The sequence below is a fragment of the Burkholderia sp. TSV86 genome (genome assembly GCF_001522865.1).
In the GTDB taxonomy this organism is placed as follows: domain Bacteria; phylum Pseudomonadota; class Gammaproteobacteria; order Burkholderiales; family Burkholderiaceae; genus Burkholderia.
This window is the reverse complement of sequence record NZ_LOWB01000116.1, coordinates 522,023-537,501: the sequence shown is the minus strand read 5'-3', so window position 1 is coordinate 537,501 and position 15,479 is coordinate 522,023. Positions and strand designations below refer to the sequence as shown.

The window sequence follows — 15,479 nt, the reverse complement described above, 5'->3', positions numbered from 1 at the left end:
CGACTACGCCGATCTCATGCCTTGGAGAATGCCTGCTGCCCTCAACCGCTGAGGGGCGTCGTTAAAAGACCGCGTACGTTATACTGGATAACATCCCACGGATATGACTGCCCCCAAATCCAACTCGGCGTCTGATCCCTGCTGTCCACATAGCCATACGAACTCCAGTCCTTGATGCTCATCGATTCGCCGCTCGAGGAGCCACTATGACGGGAAAGGTCCGATCCGGTAGTCTTGGATGAAAAAGTGCCGGACTCCCATCCGTGTGAGTATTCAGCGCCTACATTAAACACCGGCATTCCGGCGAAAACGCCACCTGAGACATTGACACCAAACGTATTGGTCTGCGACGAATTGGACCCACTGGTGTTTTGCACTGAATTGGATCTACTGGATCCGGATTCCTGATTGAGAGATGTATTCACCGATGCGTTTAGGGTTTTGGGGAATATCTGCTGTAGATTCACCGTTGCACCGGCATTCGCAACGGAGATTTGTATCGAGTTGGTTACGATTGCCGGGTAGTTCGTGTATTCAGAAAAGCTGCTCGGGCCGGCGCGATACGGAGTTCCGTTGGGAATGATGATTCGATGCTTGCAGGCGAGCACGTACGCGAGTGTATTTTTCAGGTTCTGGGTATCGATGTACTTTTCGATCGAGTATTGGATGATGGAGGTTCCGAAGATGGCTCCGCTTTGGGGATCTTTCATCGGCACGACGGTTTGGTACGTGTACAAATCATTTGGATTCAGCATAAGTTCCTCTTTGACGAGTGATTTTTCGGTGGAAGCTCATCGAGTAGTAAACACATGCATCGGAGCCGCCGGCCGCCCCTTACCCGGAGGGCCCGCCATCCCGGGACGCCCGTTCGCTCCGGCGGCAGCGGAGTGCTCGCCGGCGGAAACGTCAGCGCATGAGCCATGCCGCCCACCGCTGCCACCCCGGCCTCCACGGCCTGGCGCGCCGCCGCTCCCCCCTTCACTGTCCAATGACCGCAACTCCAGGCGATCTGCATCGCACTCGCGCAGAGTGATGAAAATATTCGATGCAAGTCCCCCATTCCCGCCTCGGCCGCCATGTCCTCCTGCCCCGCCATTTCCGCCGCGCCCTCCGCGGCCACCGTGACGCACGCCATCCAGTGCATCCAGTCCTGGCGCACCGTCGCCACCTTGTCCGCCATCGCCGCCTTGCCCGCCATCTCCTCCCGCTTGGCCCATTCCCGCTTGGGCGAAGATGCGCAACCCGCCGGGGCCGAATCCGGAAAGGTGGTCGATGCGGATATCGGCCAGCATGCACATGCCGCCATTCATCCCCGCGGTGCCGTCTCCCCCTTTTTCTCCATTCGCCCCCGGAGCGCCGTCCCTTCCCTCTAAGCCCTCGACGAGCCTCGGGCCGAACAAGGTTCCCACCAATTCGGCCGCACTGCTGCATGCGCCATCAGCTCCATCGTTTCCGGGTTTGCCGGCAATACTAGACAGTCGGCGGTACTGGCTATACGCATAGTGGCACACGGGCAAAATGCGAATCTGAAATGCGGCGGCCGTTTCGCCACCCGCAACCAACTCCACCCGTCCTAACTGCATTACCATGACATTGCCATGCACTTCTATTGCCGCCCCGGGTTCCACGGTCAGATGGTCCACGATCACCATCACATACAGCTCTTCACGACTGGAAACGCCTTTCCAGTCGGTGTGCCGATGGGTGACATCCCATATCCGGCCGGCCGGAATATGATGCCGTTCGATGCGTATCACCTTCATGTGAGCAGGCAAGTGGCGGTTATGTCCGCCCGCGTCCTGCAAATGGATTTGCCCATCGGCCCATACGTATTCCTCACCGCGGTCGTGCATTCCCAGGCGCAGTTTCGAACGCGCCTTGTTCGCCGCTCCCCGGTAGTAGACTTGACTGCGCGCGCGCCGCTCCGCTTCATCCTCCGGCCCCAGCAGTCTGCGCGCTTCTTCCAGGGAAGAAATCAGGTGGTACGAGACGCCTAAAGGCCAGGCATTGTCTTTCCTAGCCAATGGATCAGACAGATAGGGATGAAGCGGCACGATTTGTCCGGTTGAGCAACTCAAGCGTTTCCCGGACATCGTCAGCTATAGTTGATGATGAACTGGCCGGGTGCTCCGGCCAACACTCCCGGTGTGCCGCTCGGGCCTGCCGATCCGCTAATCCCTGGGCTGCCGGCACTGCCATTGACGGAATGCTTTCCGCCGCTGCCGCCGGCGCCCCCCTTGCCACCGGCACCCGCCATGCCGCCTGTGCCACCCTGCCCGGCAGGCGCGGGTTGGGCGTTCGTCACCAGAGATTGACGGGACGCGCCGGGAAAATTGACGGTAATCGGCATGCCAGCGGCACCGTTACCTCCAACTCCACCTGGGCCGCCATTACCGCCTTTGCCTCCCCGCCCCCCTCTACCGCCATCGGTTCCTTCACAGCCTGAATCACAGCCATTACCGCCCCGACCGCCATCTTGGCCCATGCCGCCTGCGCCCCCCGTACCGCCCTTGCCTCCCGTGCCGGATTGGGTAAATACAGAAAAGATCGACGTACTGGAAGAATCGAACGCCTTGATGCTAATGGTGGCGCTGAGCGAAGGCAGTCCATTGCCTCCCTGCCCACCTGGCTGGCCATTGCCGCCGTCGCCACCATTGTCTCCGTCTCCGCCAGAGCCGACACCCGTGCATATTCCGGGCGAAGCAGCGCTTTTGTCTTTGCCGTTCGCAGCAGGGCCGGAATAGGAGGAGCCCGCCGCGCCAGTTGCACCGGTGGTACCAATAGAGCCGAGAATCCCGACATGGTAGGCCTTGGTCCCACCTACCTTTACCACCAACCTGTCTGCGGTAATGTTTGCCACAGTGTTCAAAAGCGAGATGGCCCCCCCCGAGAAGGTAAGCGTGCCCGCGTTCAGCATATATGGCGAGGCTGACGGCCCATAAGTCAGATCGGTGCTGATCACGATATTCTCTGCTGACACCGCATTGATCTTGATTGGAAAGATCGATTCGGCCAACGCCTTGTCATTGGCAGAAAGAGTGCCATTTCCATAGACATAATCAGTCAGCCTGGTCAAAGCAGCTCGAGGAATCTCTTTTATGGTTATAGGCTCAGATAATGCATTGAGCGCATCGGAAAAATCCACCCGTGCCGCCTCACTCGTTTCGCCGCCAAACAGCAAACGGTAATCGTCGATAGAATTAATCACCACGGTCGATGAGATCACCTCACCGCTCTTGAGACAGGCAATATCGTGCCCTAGAAGTTTTGCCCGATCCAGAAAGTCCATTTCGGTTTCCAATTTTCAGATACGTTAAATACATCGAAATGATTTAAATTAAAGTGTACGCCGCAAATTCTTCAGGAAAACCTACCAGAATTGGCAGTATATTTTTTCATGATTTTCAAATAGGCCGCTTAAAACGCCAAGGAAATGATGGTTACCTCGGCCTTTCTTGCAAGCAAGATATTGTTGATGTAAATTCAGATGAGCCGAAATCTATCCCAAGCCGCCTCGAAAACGATCTCTCACCTCATAAATTCTCATAGCGAGTAAAAATTACCTTGGCCTTAAAAGCGATGATAGTTAAATAAATTCAACCAATACCCCAACAGCAAAGCCATTGTTTCGACAGGATGATTTTCCGTTTCATCAATTTCCAAAAATAATTATATGGTGAAAAATTTTTCGCTTTTATTCATAGTGAATGATGTTTTTGTAAATCTCTAAATCACAGTGACATCTTGTTCAGCCCGGCGCGAAATGCGAAGACCACATCCTCCATTGGCGGCGCCACGTGCATAGGGATATGCACTAGCCTGCCATTAAGCTGAAGCGGCCGTTCTTGACACCCGCGCCCAAGCCCGCCCGCCGAGAATTCGGTAATTTTTGGTGGCTTCGCTTTCAAAGCGCAACGTCTAATAGGGGTGGCTCATGCCTCGCAATAATCCCTTTGTTAACCGTGACACCAGCGAGCCCGCATCTTCCGATGTGAGGGCACGAATAATTAAGGAATTTCTCGTGGAGTCGCATATGGATGCGATCACCGAGGCCTCGCGCAGGGGCAACTTTGCAGTCAGTTTCAGGAAAGCCGGGGAAGCAACCATTGCCAGGCTCAAGGAGGGAGCGGCTGCAAAGGGCCACGACATCCTGGAAAAAACAATTAAAAGTTCGTCATTGGAAAAAGCTTATGGCCAATCAGACGGGGCTGAAAAGCTGGAAATGGCACGGCGAGCGAGCATTGAGGGCTACGTAGGACAGTGGGAAGGCAATAAATTAACTGGTATCTACATGAGCAGCAAATCTACAGTCGGTAATCAGAGAACGCCCCGGTCCGGCCCTAGAATATTGCCCATCGATATGGACAACTCGAGCAGTCTCGAGAACGCTCTTCGCCCGTTGAAACAGCAGACAAATTGGAAATCCCTGCCTTTTACCGGTGACTACGATATGCACGACATGATCCAATTTGGAGGGGCCGGACCAGCACACACGGTTGCATCCAATAGTCGCGAAGAATCCCTCATCATCTCCAGGCTTAATAAAGCCGTTGCCCGAGTTGACCCGCTGAGGCGCGGCCAATCGAAAGAATACGATGTCGTCCGGCATGGACCGCAAGTGAATTACCCCGCCTTCAGGATGGCAGAGGAAGGTAGTTTCGATCTGGTGGGAGTCGTCGCCCGCCCCGAGTTTCCAGTCGCCATTGTCAGCAAGGGCAAATGGGCAATTGCCGAAGACCTGGAAGAGCTGGAAGCCTTCTATCGGGGCGCCGGCGTACACATAAAAGAAAGTTGGCGGTCAGGCGGAAGCCGCTATTTTGAGAAAAAGAAAAACGGAAGCTCCGGCAGCGTCGAGCTTGCCCGGTCGCGTTCTGAAAGAACCCCTCCGTTTGGCATGCGTCGCCCGAGTGGGCGAGCCTTTTGGGATAAAGGTTGACGCGTTCTTCGCCGAACTCGGTGCGCGATCGGCGTCGCGTCCACCACCGTGGTGTCGCAACAGCTCTTGTTCGGCTTGCAGATTCGCGCACCGGCAAACGGGAATTCGAAATGCAGCTTGTCGGTCCGGCGCATCAGCTTCTTGACCTGTTCCCCGCGTTTAGTACGGTGACGGTGCAGGGCCTCGTATCGGATGCGCAAGCGCACCGCGCATCCCGCCATGAAAACGGCGCGCGGATCACTCCGCGCGCCGGCCTCTCCTGGGCGATGTACACGTGCACCGCCCGTGGCCTGCTTACCGGTCAATTGATCGCAAGTTTTTTCTGCGCGACCGGAGCCTTCTTCGGCAGCGTCAGCGACAGCACACCATCCTGATACGTGGCCGTCGCGTTCGCGTCATCGATTTCGCCGGACAACGAAAACGACCGGCCGATCGCACCGCTGTAGCGCTCGCGCCGAATCACGCGCTCACCGTCCCTCTGATCGTTGTTGCGCTCGATCTTTGCGTTGATCGATACGGTATTCCCCGTCACCTGAACGTCAATATCGTCCTTCGAGACGCCGGGCAGCTCCGCGTTGACCGTATACGCCTTGTCGCTTTCGGTAACGTCGATCTTCATCGATGCAAGATCGGGCTCGTCTGCAAGCGTCATCCCGCGCAGCGGCCTGAATAGGCCCTGAAACAGGTCAGCAACGGGTTCGATAGAAAACGGATCGTAACGGGTCAGATTGCTCATGGTTCGCACTCCTCTGACAGCTGACAAGCGGCCGGCGCTTTCGCCCCGACAGCATCGGCCGCGATGAAAATCGGATGACGCGACACTGCTTGTCGCGCAAGGGGCAAATGATCTTTCAAGATTCAGCGTACTCGTATGCTCCGACATGCACTTGATGCGCGTCAAAGGCGACCGGCATTCACCTGCAGAACCGGAAATAGCCGCTCCACCCGCCCATTTCCTCGAGTTTGCAGCGCGCCACGCACTCGATCGCCGGACGTTGGCGCATAAAGGCGTCCATGAGATCTTGTTCGCGGGGGGATGCCACGCGCAGATGCTCTTCCAGCGCTTCTGCGGTGATCACGCATTGCACGCGGCAGCCGTCGACGAGCACCGGAAAACTCGGCGAAGGATCGAGGCCGCGATCGTCGAATGCTCGGAAGGAAGCGATATCTGCATGGGCAGATGGCATGGCGTCGCGGGGTGGATTGCGGGGCAGCGCTTCGCCCGTGCGGGCAGCGCATCCCGCGCGTTCGTGCGCACCGCCGATTTCCATGAATTCCCGTACCGTGGCGAAGGCGGCTAGGCCATCGCCGCAGCGGTACTGACAGGATCGTCGCCGCGCATGAGCAGGACCGGGCAACTTGATCCACGCATGAAACGTTCGGCGACGCTGCCGAGCAGAAGCAGCACGCCGCGTCGCCCGTGTGTACCAATCATCACCAGATCGAGCGAACGATCGGCGACGTGGGCGGGCGATCCCACAACTTCAAAGCTTATGATAGGAACTTGCGCTTATCTTGTTTATAGGCCAGCTACCTATCAGACCGACTCCCGGCTAATACACTTTATAGCCCGCTCACTCGCGCGAAGTCTCGAGGTGTTTTCGTTCGTCGTCACCAGCGCGGCTCTCACCGCATTCACTGCCATCGTGCGCCGCGAAAATGCTTTCCTCAGAAAAACGACATCGCGCGCATATTCCGCAGCATCAGGCACCGGAGTCGCATGCACTTCTCCAGCAGTCAATCCAGCCCACGCCGGCACTAATGAAATACCACGCCCCTGCTTCACGAGCATCGTGATCGCTTCGAGCGAATCGATTTCGCAATGGACCCGTGGCGTGATCGCATTGTCCACGAGGTATCGCGATGCGATCTGCCCGTCCCAGGAATGGGAATCGTACTGAATCAGCGGCCGTTCCCGCAACGACGCCAGTACCTTTTCGTGGGCGATCCGCCGATTCGCCACCAACGCCAGCGGTTCCGATCTCAGCACATCGCAACGCAAGACCTTCGGCAAAGCGAACGGCGGATGAACGAGAATCGCGGCGTCCAACTCGTCTTTCACAACCATCTCGTACAGCACGTGCGAACAACCGGGAACGATTCTTAGCTGCAACAATGGCGCAGCCGCGGATAACCGTCCGACGAGATTCGGCACCATACAGATCAACGCTGTCGGAATCATGCCGATGCGAAAATGTCCAGCCAATTCGCCATCCCCTATCGACCGCTGCAATTCATCCGTCATCCTGATGATCTCGCGCATGGCGGGCAACAAATTGAGGCATCGCTCGTTCGGCGTGACGGATCGCGCAGAACGTATCAGCAATTGAGACGCAAGGCTTTGTTCAAGCGTTTGAATTCGCTGTCCGATGGCCGCGGCCGTGAGATTCTCTTTACGCGCGGCTGCCGCAATAGACCCCGTTTCAACCACGGCAACCAGACTCCGAAGAAACCGCGTATCCAATCTAGGTCCTTTATATTGATTTGAAATACATGCTCTTCGTCATGGCGATGCTGTTGACCGGGAACGGGGAAGCGGACTGCGGCCGATTTTTCCCACGGCCGCTTTATATGAGCCTGCGCCACGTCAATGTTGTGCGCATATTATGTTGCCACGTTCATCCCGCCATAGCATATCGGTCCAAACGATTTTTCCATCAGTTCACCTTTTACTCGCCTGCGCACATCTATTACGCTTCCCAACATATGATAGATCAATGCGTGTCTGCGCAGCGCGGCGTAACTTCATAGCATCGCCAATCGAAATGGTCATTTCGATTTTTCGAGAAGGGATTTCCATCGATTTCGAGTATGAACGCTGCGAGCAAGCCCTGCGGTTTGTCGCTGGTTCGATCGCCGAGGAACGCGCCGATCTCAAGTTGGCTGGCAACATCGTGCAAACGCAAGGAAAGACGCGGCTCACGCCACCTTGCAGACTAGACCGTTGCTCGCCATTCAACCATCCGTTTTTTGATGAGTAACGCTGCGCCGAAAATGTGGGCCACTACCGATAACATCGTGAACCACTGTCGAATCGACAAAATTTCAGAGCATCGCGATATGCTCGAATATACGTGCATTTGTGTCAGCACAGCATGAGAATTTTCTCATTTTTACGCATGACGGCATTCCTTTCTCAATCCGAATCATCGATATCGTTGTATTGGTTCATATATTTGAACAGCGCGCCGTCAGTTGATACTCCGAGCTTATCCATTCCCGATCGTTTGTGGCGGCTGACAGTTTTGATACTGCGCTTCAAGCGATCCGCCACTTCCGAAGCCGACAGGCCAGCCGCGAACAGTTTCAAGACTTGTGTCTCACGCGGTGACAATGGAACCGTCTGCATGGCGACCGGACGCTCGCAGGTCATCACACCGCGAATGACCGAGGACAAATAGCGTCTTCCGGCCGCTGCCGCCTGGACTGCAACGGGCAATTCGCTCGGCAAGTCCGCCTTGCTCACGAGCGCGGAAACGCCCGACTGCCAGATCGTGCGATGTACGGCAGCATTATTAACCATCGTCAACACAACAACGGGAAGTGCGGGAAACGCTTGACGAACGTAGCTCAGCAAACGGATTCCTCCGCCATGCAATTTGCCCGTCATCAGGTAATCGGTAATGAGCAGATCGCATGGCGCCGCCTTCAGGACATCGATCAGCTTGTCGGTATTTTCCGCTTGGCCACTCACGCGACCGAGCCCACTTTGGTTCATCAATGCCTCGACGCCCAAGGTAAACAACGGATGGTCGTCAGCCACGATAATGTTTAGCGGGTTCCTCTGCATACTGCTGCCTCATGCTTGCTTGAATTATCTATCCCTCTTTTCAATCATCCTAAGTTTGTATGAGGGAAGAGATCGCAGGTAGGATACCTGATCGTGTCAATGGCTGAAAGGATTTTCGATGATTTACCTCGCTTGTTGGCGTATGCGGATTTACGCAATGACAAGCTCGCTATTGCTTTTGCTTCATCAGGCAGCGCTCGCGGCCACCAGCATGCCCGACACGCCTGATCCAGTTGCTCAGACCGACCTCTCGCACCCCGCCCTTTCCCTCCCATCTCTGTTTCACTATCACATCAGCGATGCATGGGGCAGCGATTTTTCATCACAAGTATTCTGGATCGTGACGGTTTCAATGGCCTGTGCGTTGCTCGTGCTGTGCGTAATATTGCGCCCGCGTCGCCATCGCCGTTCCGTTTCCTGCCGCGCGTCGTCGCTGCGGAACTTTGACGCACTCGAACACATTCCGCTGCCTGTCATAGTCATCGATCATGAACGCCGCATCGTCATGGCAAACGCACTATTCGCGCAACTCGCCGGAAAAGCGCGTAACGCGCTGCTGCGTCGCCGGATCGACGATATCGGCGGTGTCGGCAGCGAACTCGGGAACGTGATTGCCGCGCGGCTCCACACGCGAAGCGGCAAGCACGCCGTCGAATGCGGCGAGATACGCTATATCGGGCACGCGTGCCGACCATGCTCGGTGCTTTATCGTTTTTCGCCGCTCCCCGCGTCGAATCCTGCGCGAACGGATGTCATCGCGACATTTGTCGACATCACGCCGATCCGCAATGATGAACTGGCCGCGCGTTACAACGCGCAACATTTGGACGGCATCACGGCGAATCTGCCTGGAATTGTCTATAAACTGCGGCGTCACGCGAGCGGCATGCTTAGTTTTCGCTACGTCAACGGCGATACGTTGCCCCTTTTCGGACTCTCGCCGCGCGAAATGATGGCCGACGAGCGGCGCGTGTTCGCGAACGTGCATCCCGACGATCGCGCGATGCTGCAGAACGTGATCAACGATGCAGCAGAGCGTCGCAGCGGCTACAACTGCGAATTTCGAGTGCGCTCGCCGAGCGGCGAGCGCTGGATACAGAGCCGTGGCGCCTACAATCCCGCGTCGTCCGAGGACGCGCTTGATTGGGACGGCTATTGGATCGATTCGACGGACAGCCATCAGCAGGCCGACGCGCTGCGCGCCGCGCGCATCGAGGCCGAGCGCCTTTCCGCGGCGCAGGGGCGCTTTCTGGCGACGATGAGCCACGAGCTTCGCACGCCGATGAGCGGCATCTTCAGCATGCTCGAACTATTGGGTTCGACCAAGATGACGCCATCGCAGCACAGCATAGTCGACACCGTGCGCGGCGCTTCGCAAACGATGCTGCATATCCTGGATCAAGTGCTGGATTATTCCCGTATCGACGCTGATCAACTGATTCTCGAAAAAAAATCATTCGATCTACGTGAACTCGTCGAGCATAGCTGCCAAGTGGTTGCGGCCGATATCGCCGCCAAGGCTCTTCAGCTTCGGCTCGAAATCGACCCGCGCGTTGCGGCGCGACTGACCGGAGACGCGCTGCGTATCCGGCAGATTCTGTTGAATCTGTTGCACAACGCCATCAAATTCACCGAACGTGGAACGATCGACGTGCGTATCGTTGTCGTCGACGATTCGCTCGACAGGCAAATCGTCAGCGTGGAAGTTGCCGATACGGGCATCGGCATTGGCAGCGACGATCTCGACAACGTGCTCGAGCCGTTCGTTCAGGCCGATGCGTCGACATCGCGCCGATTCGGCGGCTCCGGTCTCGGCCTGCCGATCTGCCGGCAGCTCGCGCGCCGGATGGGCGGCGGATTGCATCTCGCGAGCCAGCCTGGAGCCGGCACGACTGTCCGCGCGCGGATCACGTTGCCCGTGTCGGAGCGCGCTCGTGCGCAGGTGCCGGGATGCGCGAAGCGTCGAGCGCGCGTCACGTTGCGCGATTGCGCGCTCGCGCAATACGTGCGCGCCGAGTTGACGGCAATGGGAATGACTGTCGCTGTCGACAACGATGCGGGCAGCGTCGATCTTCACGTCACCGACGAACTCGCGGCCCGCGCGGAAGCCGCGCGAAACCCCGGCGGCACGGCGATCGTCGCGGTCACCGAGCGCCTTCTGATCGGCGGCGTGTGCGTTGACTCGGATCTGCCCACGATAGGCTCGCGGCCGTTCTATCCCAGCTCGATCCGGACCGTCTGCACGAACTTGTTCGATACGCGGGCCGCCGCAGCCGATATCCGCACGAGCATCGCCGCGCGCACGTCGCCACCCCGCTGCGCGCCGATCCTCGTCGCCGACGACCAGGCGCTCTACCGGATCGTTTGGCAGCGGCAACTCGAAGAGCTTGGCTACCCGTATCGAGTCGTGCCTACCGGCAACGAAGCGCTCGAAACATTATGCAATGCAGAGCACTCGATGCTCATCACCGATCTATGGATGCCGGACATGAACGGCTTCACGCTCGCGCGCCGCTGGCGCGCGCATGAAGCGACCGACAGAGCGGCAGGCCCTGTGCGGCGATTGCCGATCATCGGCATCAGCGCGAACATCATCCACGGCGATCGCAACGTTCGATGCGGATTGAGCGCGGGCCTGGACATGGTTCTTGTCAAGCCACTGCCGCTTGCACAGCTTCAGGCCATTCTGATTCGCTACTTGCATGCCCAGCGGGCACAAGAGCCGTCAGACTCGGAATCGCGCGCCGTGCTCGACATGCTGCTAACGGCCTACGGCACTGATCGAACCGTGCGAGCGATGTTCGATGCCGCGCTCGATGCGTATCGTTCGCAGCGCGTCACGCTCGCGAAGACCGACTGCGCGTCCGTTGCATTCGCGGCCTGCCTGCACGACATCGTTGCGACGGCTCACGTGTTCCGGGACCAGCGGCTAAGTGACGCGTGCGCCGAGATGAATCGGGCACGTTCGGCGAATGGCGAGACCGCGTTCGCACGCGATACGCTGCGCGCCGCGCTCGATGCGTTCGCGAGGCGTGTCGACACGATGCGCGCGATGTTCGATGCGCGCGCAAATAGCGAAAACGCCCCCTAACGGACGACGCCGCTCATGCGGCAGCGGGCGACATGCGTTTGCCCGCGAGCCAATGTGCCGGATCGAGCGACGCGTGACGCGAAAACGGCGTCGCCACCGCGACGCTCGACGAGCGGCTGTACGGGCCGAGCAGATGCTTGCAGTACGTCGCCAACGTACCGGACAGACTAACGTCGACATACCAATAATCGCCTTGCTGTTCGAGTCGCTCGATCGCGCGCTTGAACTGAATCGGCCGGCGCAGCACAGCGTCCAGGTGTGCCGCGTCCGGACGGTCGACGAAATCGGCCTTTTCGCACGAAAATAGCGGAACGATCGGCCGGCTCGCGCCGATCTCCGCAAACCGCCTACGCAGGTTCTCGCGCGCCGGATCGATCGCCGCGGAATGGAATCCGTATTCGACCGGCAGCCGTACCGTTGGGACGCCGAGCGCACTCAGATGGGTTTCGATCACGTCCATGCCCGCCGCCGTGCCCGCGACCACGAAATGCTGGTCGAACGAAATCGACGCGATTTCGGCGTTCCCGCCCAACACCGCGTCGCGATCGAACAGACTGGGCGACGCCAGTACCGCGAGCATGCCGCCCGGCATGCAGGTGCGCGCCATCGTCCGCGCGCTGTCCGCGAGCATCGCGATGCACGTGCGCGGGCTCAGCGAGCCGGCAACGCAGGCGGCAACCAGCTCGCCCAGGCTCGCGCCCAGCACGCAATCCGGATACACGCCATGCGCCAGCAGCGACTGAGTCAGCGCATATTCGAAGCAGAACACCGCTTGATTCGAATAGCGCGTATCGTCGAACGGCATTGCCGGATTCTTGCCCGGATCGAATACGTAGTCGATCAGCGACGCGCCGATCTCCGCCTCGACGATCCGGTTCAGCCATGCGAGGCTGCTGCGGAACGCGTCGTCGCGCTCGAACAGCGTTTTTCCCATCCGGAAATACTGGCTGCCCTGCCCTGGGTACATGAACACGATCTTTCGACCGTCGAATATCTTGCCTGCTGTCATATGCCTCCATCGTTGCCTATCGTCGATTTGCCACCGCCATCGCCGCGCCGCCGATGCCGCACGGACAGCCGACGCGCCCGGCCCCCGCCGCGCGTGGTGCTATGCCCGGCCGGCGTCGCGCGCTTCACCGTCACCGGCGCCGGCATCGACGAGCGCGAGCAGGCGGCGCAGATGCGGGCTCGCTTGCGCGAGTGCGCGCTGTTCGACGAGCACGTCGTCCAGCAGTGCTTGCGTCGTCTTCGGATTCGCGAGCACCACGCGAAACACGTCGATCTGCCGCTCCGGCCACCGCGGCGACGCGAGCCGCGTGCGCGACACGAACGAGCGCCCGGCGTCGCGTTGCGCTTGCTGGATGTCGATGGTCAACGCGTCGAGCGCATCGTGAACCGGCAGCCGCAACGACGCCGGCCCGTCGACGAGCGCGCGGCGCACGGCCGCCGGCACGTAGCGATAGGTGAGAATGTTGAGCTGCGGCGCGCTGACAAGTTCGAAATCCGCTTGCTGCTCGATCAACGACGCGAAATACCGCGCATTGTCGATGCCGAGATCGATCAGGCGCGTGTATCCGCTTCGTCCGAGCAGATGCAGGTTCGCATACAGCATCACCGATGCCGCGCCGCGCGACCCTTCGAGCGTATGGCGGCCGAGATCTTTCGAGCCCTTGCGCACGATGTAATTGGCGTGCTGACTGATCTCGGCCGTCCAGGTCGGCGCCCGGAACAGCGTCATGCCCGCGCCCATCGGCACGTAGAGTTGCTTGTGCGCGTCGATAACGACCGAGTCGGCCCGTTCGATGCCCGCGAACCGATGACGGTGGCGGCCGGAGATCAGGGTCGCGCCGCCCCACGCCGCATCGACGTGGAAATGGCAATCCGCGTCGCGCGCGACGTCGGCGAGCGCATCAAGCGGATCGATCGCGCCCGTCTCCGTCGTGCCCGCGATGCCGACGATCGCCATCGGACGGACGTTGCGCCGCCGCAGGTCTTGAACGGCGTCGCGCAACGCGTCGACACGCATGCGGTGCTCGGCGTCCACCGGCACGGCGATCAGATGATCCTGACCGATGCCGAGCACGTCCGCCGCCTTGCGCAGCGAATAATGCCCGCGCTCCGACACAAGAATGGCAAGACCATCGTAGCCGTAATGGCGAAGCGCTTGCGCGATGCCGGCGCGATTGACGCCCGCGAAGCCTTCGCGAGCGCTCAGCAGATTGTTGCGGCTCGCCCACAGCGCGGCAAGATTCGCGACCGTTCCGCCGGAGCAGAACACACCGAGCGCGTGATCGCCGCTATGCAGCCAGCGGTGGTAAAACGCGTCGCCGCCGCTGAACACGAGTTTGTGCAGCATGCCGATCACCTGCCGTTCGAGCGCTGTCATCGCGGCGGACGTCTCTGTTTTCACGACGTTCTGGTTCAGCGCGGCCAATACCTTCGCGAGCGGCGGCACGAACGACGGCAGCGCCGACGTCATGTGCCCGACGAACGACGGCGACGCGACGGGCATGACGCGCGCGAATACGTCGTCGATCAGGTGCGCCGCGTGCGCGCCGGCCTCCACCGGCTTGTCCGGCAGATCGACCGCCGAGAAGATCGCTTCGGAATCGGCGGGCGCGCCCTCTCCGCCGAACCGGCCGCTGGCGAAAAACGCGGCCGGATGCTCGGCGATCGTCCGCTCAAGCCACGCGAAATCGCCATGATCCGGGCCAAACCATTTGAGCACGGCGTCGGACTCGTGCGCGCCGTCCGGCTCATCGTGCGCGCCGCTGCCTGCATCGGCGCCGGGAGAAAACCGGGCGGCCCTCATGCGATTTTCCCGTTCAGTTTTGTCAGCACGTCGCCGGGGCCGACCTCGATGAAGCGCGTGACGCCGAGCGCGCGCATCCGCAATACCGAATCGCGCCACATCACCGAGCCGCACAATTGCGCGGACAGCCTCTCGATCAGATCGTCGTCGCGATACAGCGCGCCGTCGAGATTCGACACGACCGGCACCCGCAGCGGGCGGAATTCGATACCGCGCAGGAACGCGCGAAACGCATCCACGAGCGGCGCCATATGACGCGAATGAAACGCGGCGCTCACCCTGAGCGGCACATAGCGGACGTTGCGTTCGTCGAACGCCGCGAATGCGGCTGCCAGCTCCGTTCGCGCGCCGGCAATCACGATCTGCGAATCGGCGTTGTAGTTCGCGATGTCGATGCCGTCGACGCCCGCGTCGCGCAGGCAGCCCTTCAACGCGTCGAGCGGGCAGTCCAGCACGGCGGCCATGCCGCCCGCCGGCGCGTCGCTCATCAGCTCCGCGCGCTTTTTGACGATCGCGAGCCCGACGTCGAAGCGGAACGCGCCCGCCGCGAGCAGCGCGCTGTATTCGCCGAGACTGTGTCCGGCGACGCACGCTGGCGGCGACGGGTCGTTCTGCAGCGCCTTCAGGTAGCTCAGCGTGTTCACCGTGAAAAGCGCGGGCTGGGTATATCTGGTGTCGTTCAATTGACGCTGTGCATCGTCCACGCACAGCGATTTGATCAAATAGCCCAATATGTCGTCCGCTGTCCGCGTGTAATGGTCGAACTCGTCGAACAGCTCGCCGCCCATGCCTTTGCTCTGCGAGCCCTGGCCGGGAAAAATGTACGCCTTCATGTCAATCGTCCTCTTCG

The 15,479-nt window shown here is 59.6% G+C and carries 13 protein-coding genes and 1 pseudogene; 3 read left to right on the top strand and 11 right to left on the bottom strand.

The features are described from left to right. Positions 1 to 41 precede the first annotated feature (41 nt). Genes WS68_RS28060 through WS68_RS28050 form a run of 3 tightly spaced genes read right to left on the bottom strand, consistent with a single transcriptional unit; the run spans position 42 to position 3,289 of the window. Positions 42 to 755, bottom strand: coding sequence for a hypothetical protein (locus WS68_RS28060; RefSeq protein WP_156429640.1), 714 nt, complete (start codon positions 753 to 755; stop codon positions 42 to 44). A 36-nt stretch (positions 756 to 791) separates the two neighbouring features. Then, the gene (locus WS68_RS29315) at positions 792 to 2,054 is read right to left on the bottom strand and encodes a hypothetical protein (RefSeq protein WP_156429639.1); all 1,263 of its coding nucleotides are present in this window, start codon (positions 2,052 to 2,054) and stop codon (positions 792 to 794) included. A gap of 41 nt (positions 2,055 to 2,095) precedes the next feature. Next, the gene (locus tag WS68_RS28050; protein ID WP_156429638.1) at positions 2,096 to 3,289 is read right to left on the bottom strand and encodes a hypothetical protein; all 1,194 of its coding nucleotides are present in this window, start codon (positions 3,287 to 3,289) and stop codon (positions 2,096 to 2,098) included. A 744-nt stretch (positions 3,290 to 4,033) separates the two neighbouring features. Between WS68_RS28050 and WS68_RS23640 the strand changes: the two genes are divergently transcribed. Continuing rightward, positions 4,034 to 4,936, top strand: a complete 903-nt coding sequence (locus tag WS68_RS23640; RefSeq protein WP_059573058.1) for a hypothetical protein — start codon at positions 4,034 to 4,036, stop codon at positions 4,934 to 4,936. A 301-nt stretch (positions 4,937 to 5,237) separates the two neighbouring features. On the opposite strand, the gene WS68_RS23635 is transcribed toward WS68_RS23640, so the two are convergent. The 4 genes and pseudogenes from WS68_RS23635 to WS68_RS23620 form a co-directional block, all read right to left on the bottom strand. Next, positions 5,238 to 5,672, bottom strand: a complete 435-nt coding sequence (locus WS68_RS23635) for an Hsp20/alpha crystallin family protein (RefSeq protein ID WP_059573057.1) — start codon at positions 5,670 to 5,672, stop codon at positions 5,238 to 5,240. Between the two features lie 178 nt (positions 5,673 to 5,850). After that, positions 5,851 to 6,207: a DUF1488 family protein gene (locus WS68_RS26900; protein WP_442857184.1), complete on the bottom strand. Its 357-nt coding sequence runs from the start codon at positions 6,205 to 6,207 to the stop codon at positions 5,851 to 5,853. A 26-nt stretch (positions 6,208 to 6,233) separates the two neighbouring features. After that, positions 6,234 to 6,401: pseudogene (locus WS68_RS23625) on the bottom strand (universal stress protein); the annotation flags it as partial. A gap of 72 nt (positions 6,402 to 6,473) precedes the next feature. Then, the gene (locus WS68_RS23620) at positions 6,474 to 7,400 is read right to left on the bottom strand and encodes a LysR family transcriptional regulator (RefSeq protein WP_082710244.1); all 927 of its coding nucleotides are present in this window, start codon (positions 7,398 to 7,400) and stop codon (positions 6,474 to 6,476) included. Positions 7,401 to 7,701: 301 nt separating this feature from the next. On the opposite strand from WS68_RS23620, the gene WS68_RS23615 reads away from it, so the two are divergent. Continuing rightward, entirely contained in the window at positions 7,702 to 7,917 is a 216-nt protein-coding gene (locus WS68_RS23615) for a hypothetical protein (protein ID WP_059573052.1), read from the top strand. A 155-nt stretch (positions 7,918 to 8,072) separates the two neighbouring features. On the opposite strand, the gene WS68_RS23610 is transcribed toward WS68_RS23615, so the two are convergent. Further along, positions 8,073 to 8,726: a response regulator gene (locus WS68_RS23610; protein ID WP_082710243.1), complete on the bottom strand. Its 654-nt coding sequence runs from the start codon at positions 8,724 to 8,726 to the stop codon at positions 8,073 to 8,075. Positions 8,727 to 8,844: 118 nt separating this feature from the next. Here WS68_RS23610 and WS68_RS23605 point away from each other — a divergent pair, with 118 nt between their 5' ends. Beyond that, on the top strand, positions 8,845 to 11,817 hold the full coding sequence (locus tag WS68_RS23605; protein ID WP_082710242.1) for an ATP-binding protein: 2,973 nt from the start codon (positions 8,845 to 8,847) through the stop codon (positions 11,815 to 11,817). A gap of 13 nt (positions 11,818 to 11,830) precedes the next feature. On the opposite strand, the gene WS68_RS23600 is transcribed toward WS68_RS23605, so the two are convergent. The 3 genes from WS68_RS23600 to fabD all read right to left on the bottom strand — a co-directional run bounded on the left by WS68_RS23600 (position 11,831) and on the right by fabD (position 15,462). Continuing rightward, positions 11,831 to 12,826 (bottom strand): acyltransferase domain-containing protein, encoded by a 996-nt coding sequence (locus tag WS68_RS23600; protein ID WP_059573049.1) that lies wholly within the window; start codon positions 12,824 to 12,826, stop codon positions 11,831 to 11,833. Positions 12,827 to 12,925: 99 nt separating this feature from the next. Then, positions 12,926 to 14,629: a pyridoxal-dependent aspartate 1-decarboxylase PanP gene (gene panP, locus WS68_RS23595; RefSeq protein ID WP_082710241.1), complete on the bottom strand. Its 1,704-nt coding sequence runs from the start codon at positions 14,627 to 14,629 to the stop codon at positions 12,926 to 12,928. After that, a complete protein-coding gene (gene fabD / locus WS68_RS23590; RefSeq protein WP_059573048.1) occupies positions 14,626 to 15,462 on the bottom strand; it encodes an ACP S-malonyltransferase in 837 nt (278 codons plus the stop codon). Before fabD ends, panP begins: the two co-directional genes overlap by 4 nt. Between the last annotated feature and the right edge of the window lie 17 nt (positions 15,463 to 15,479).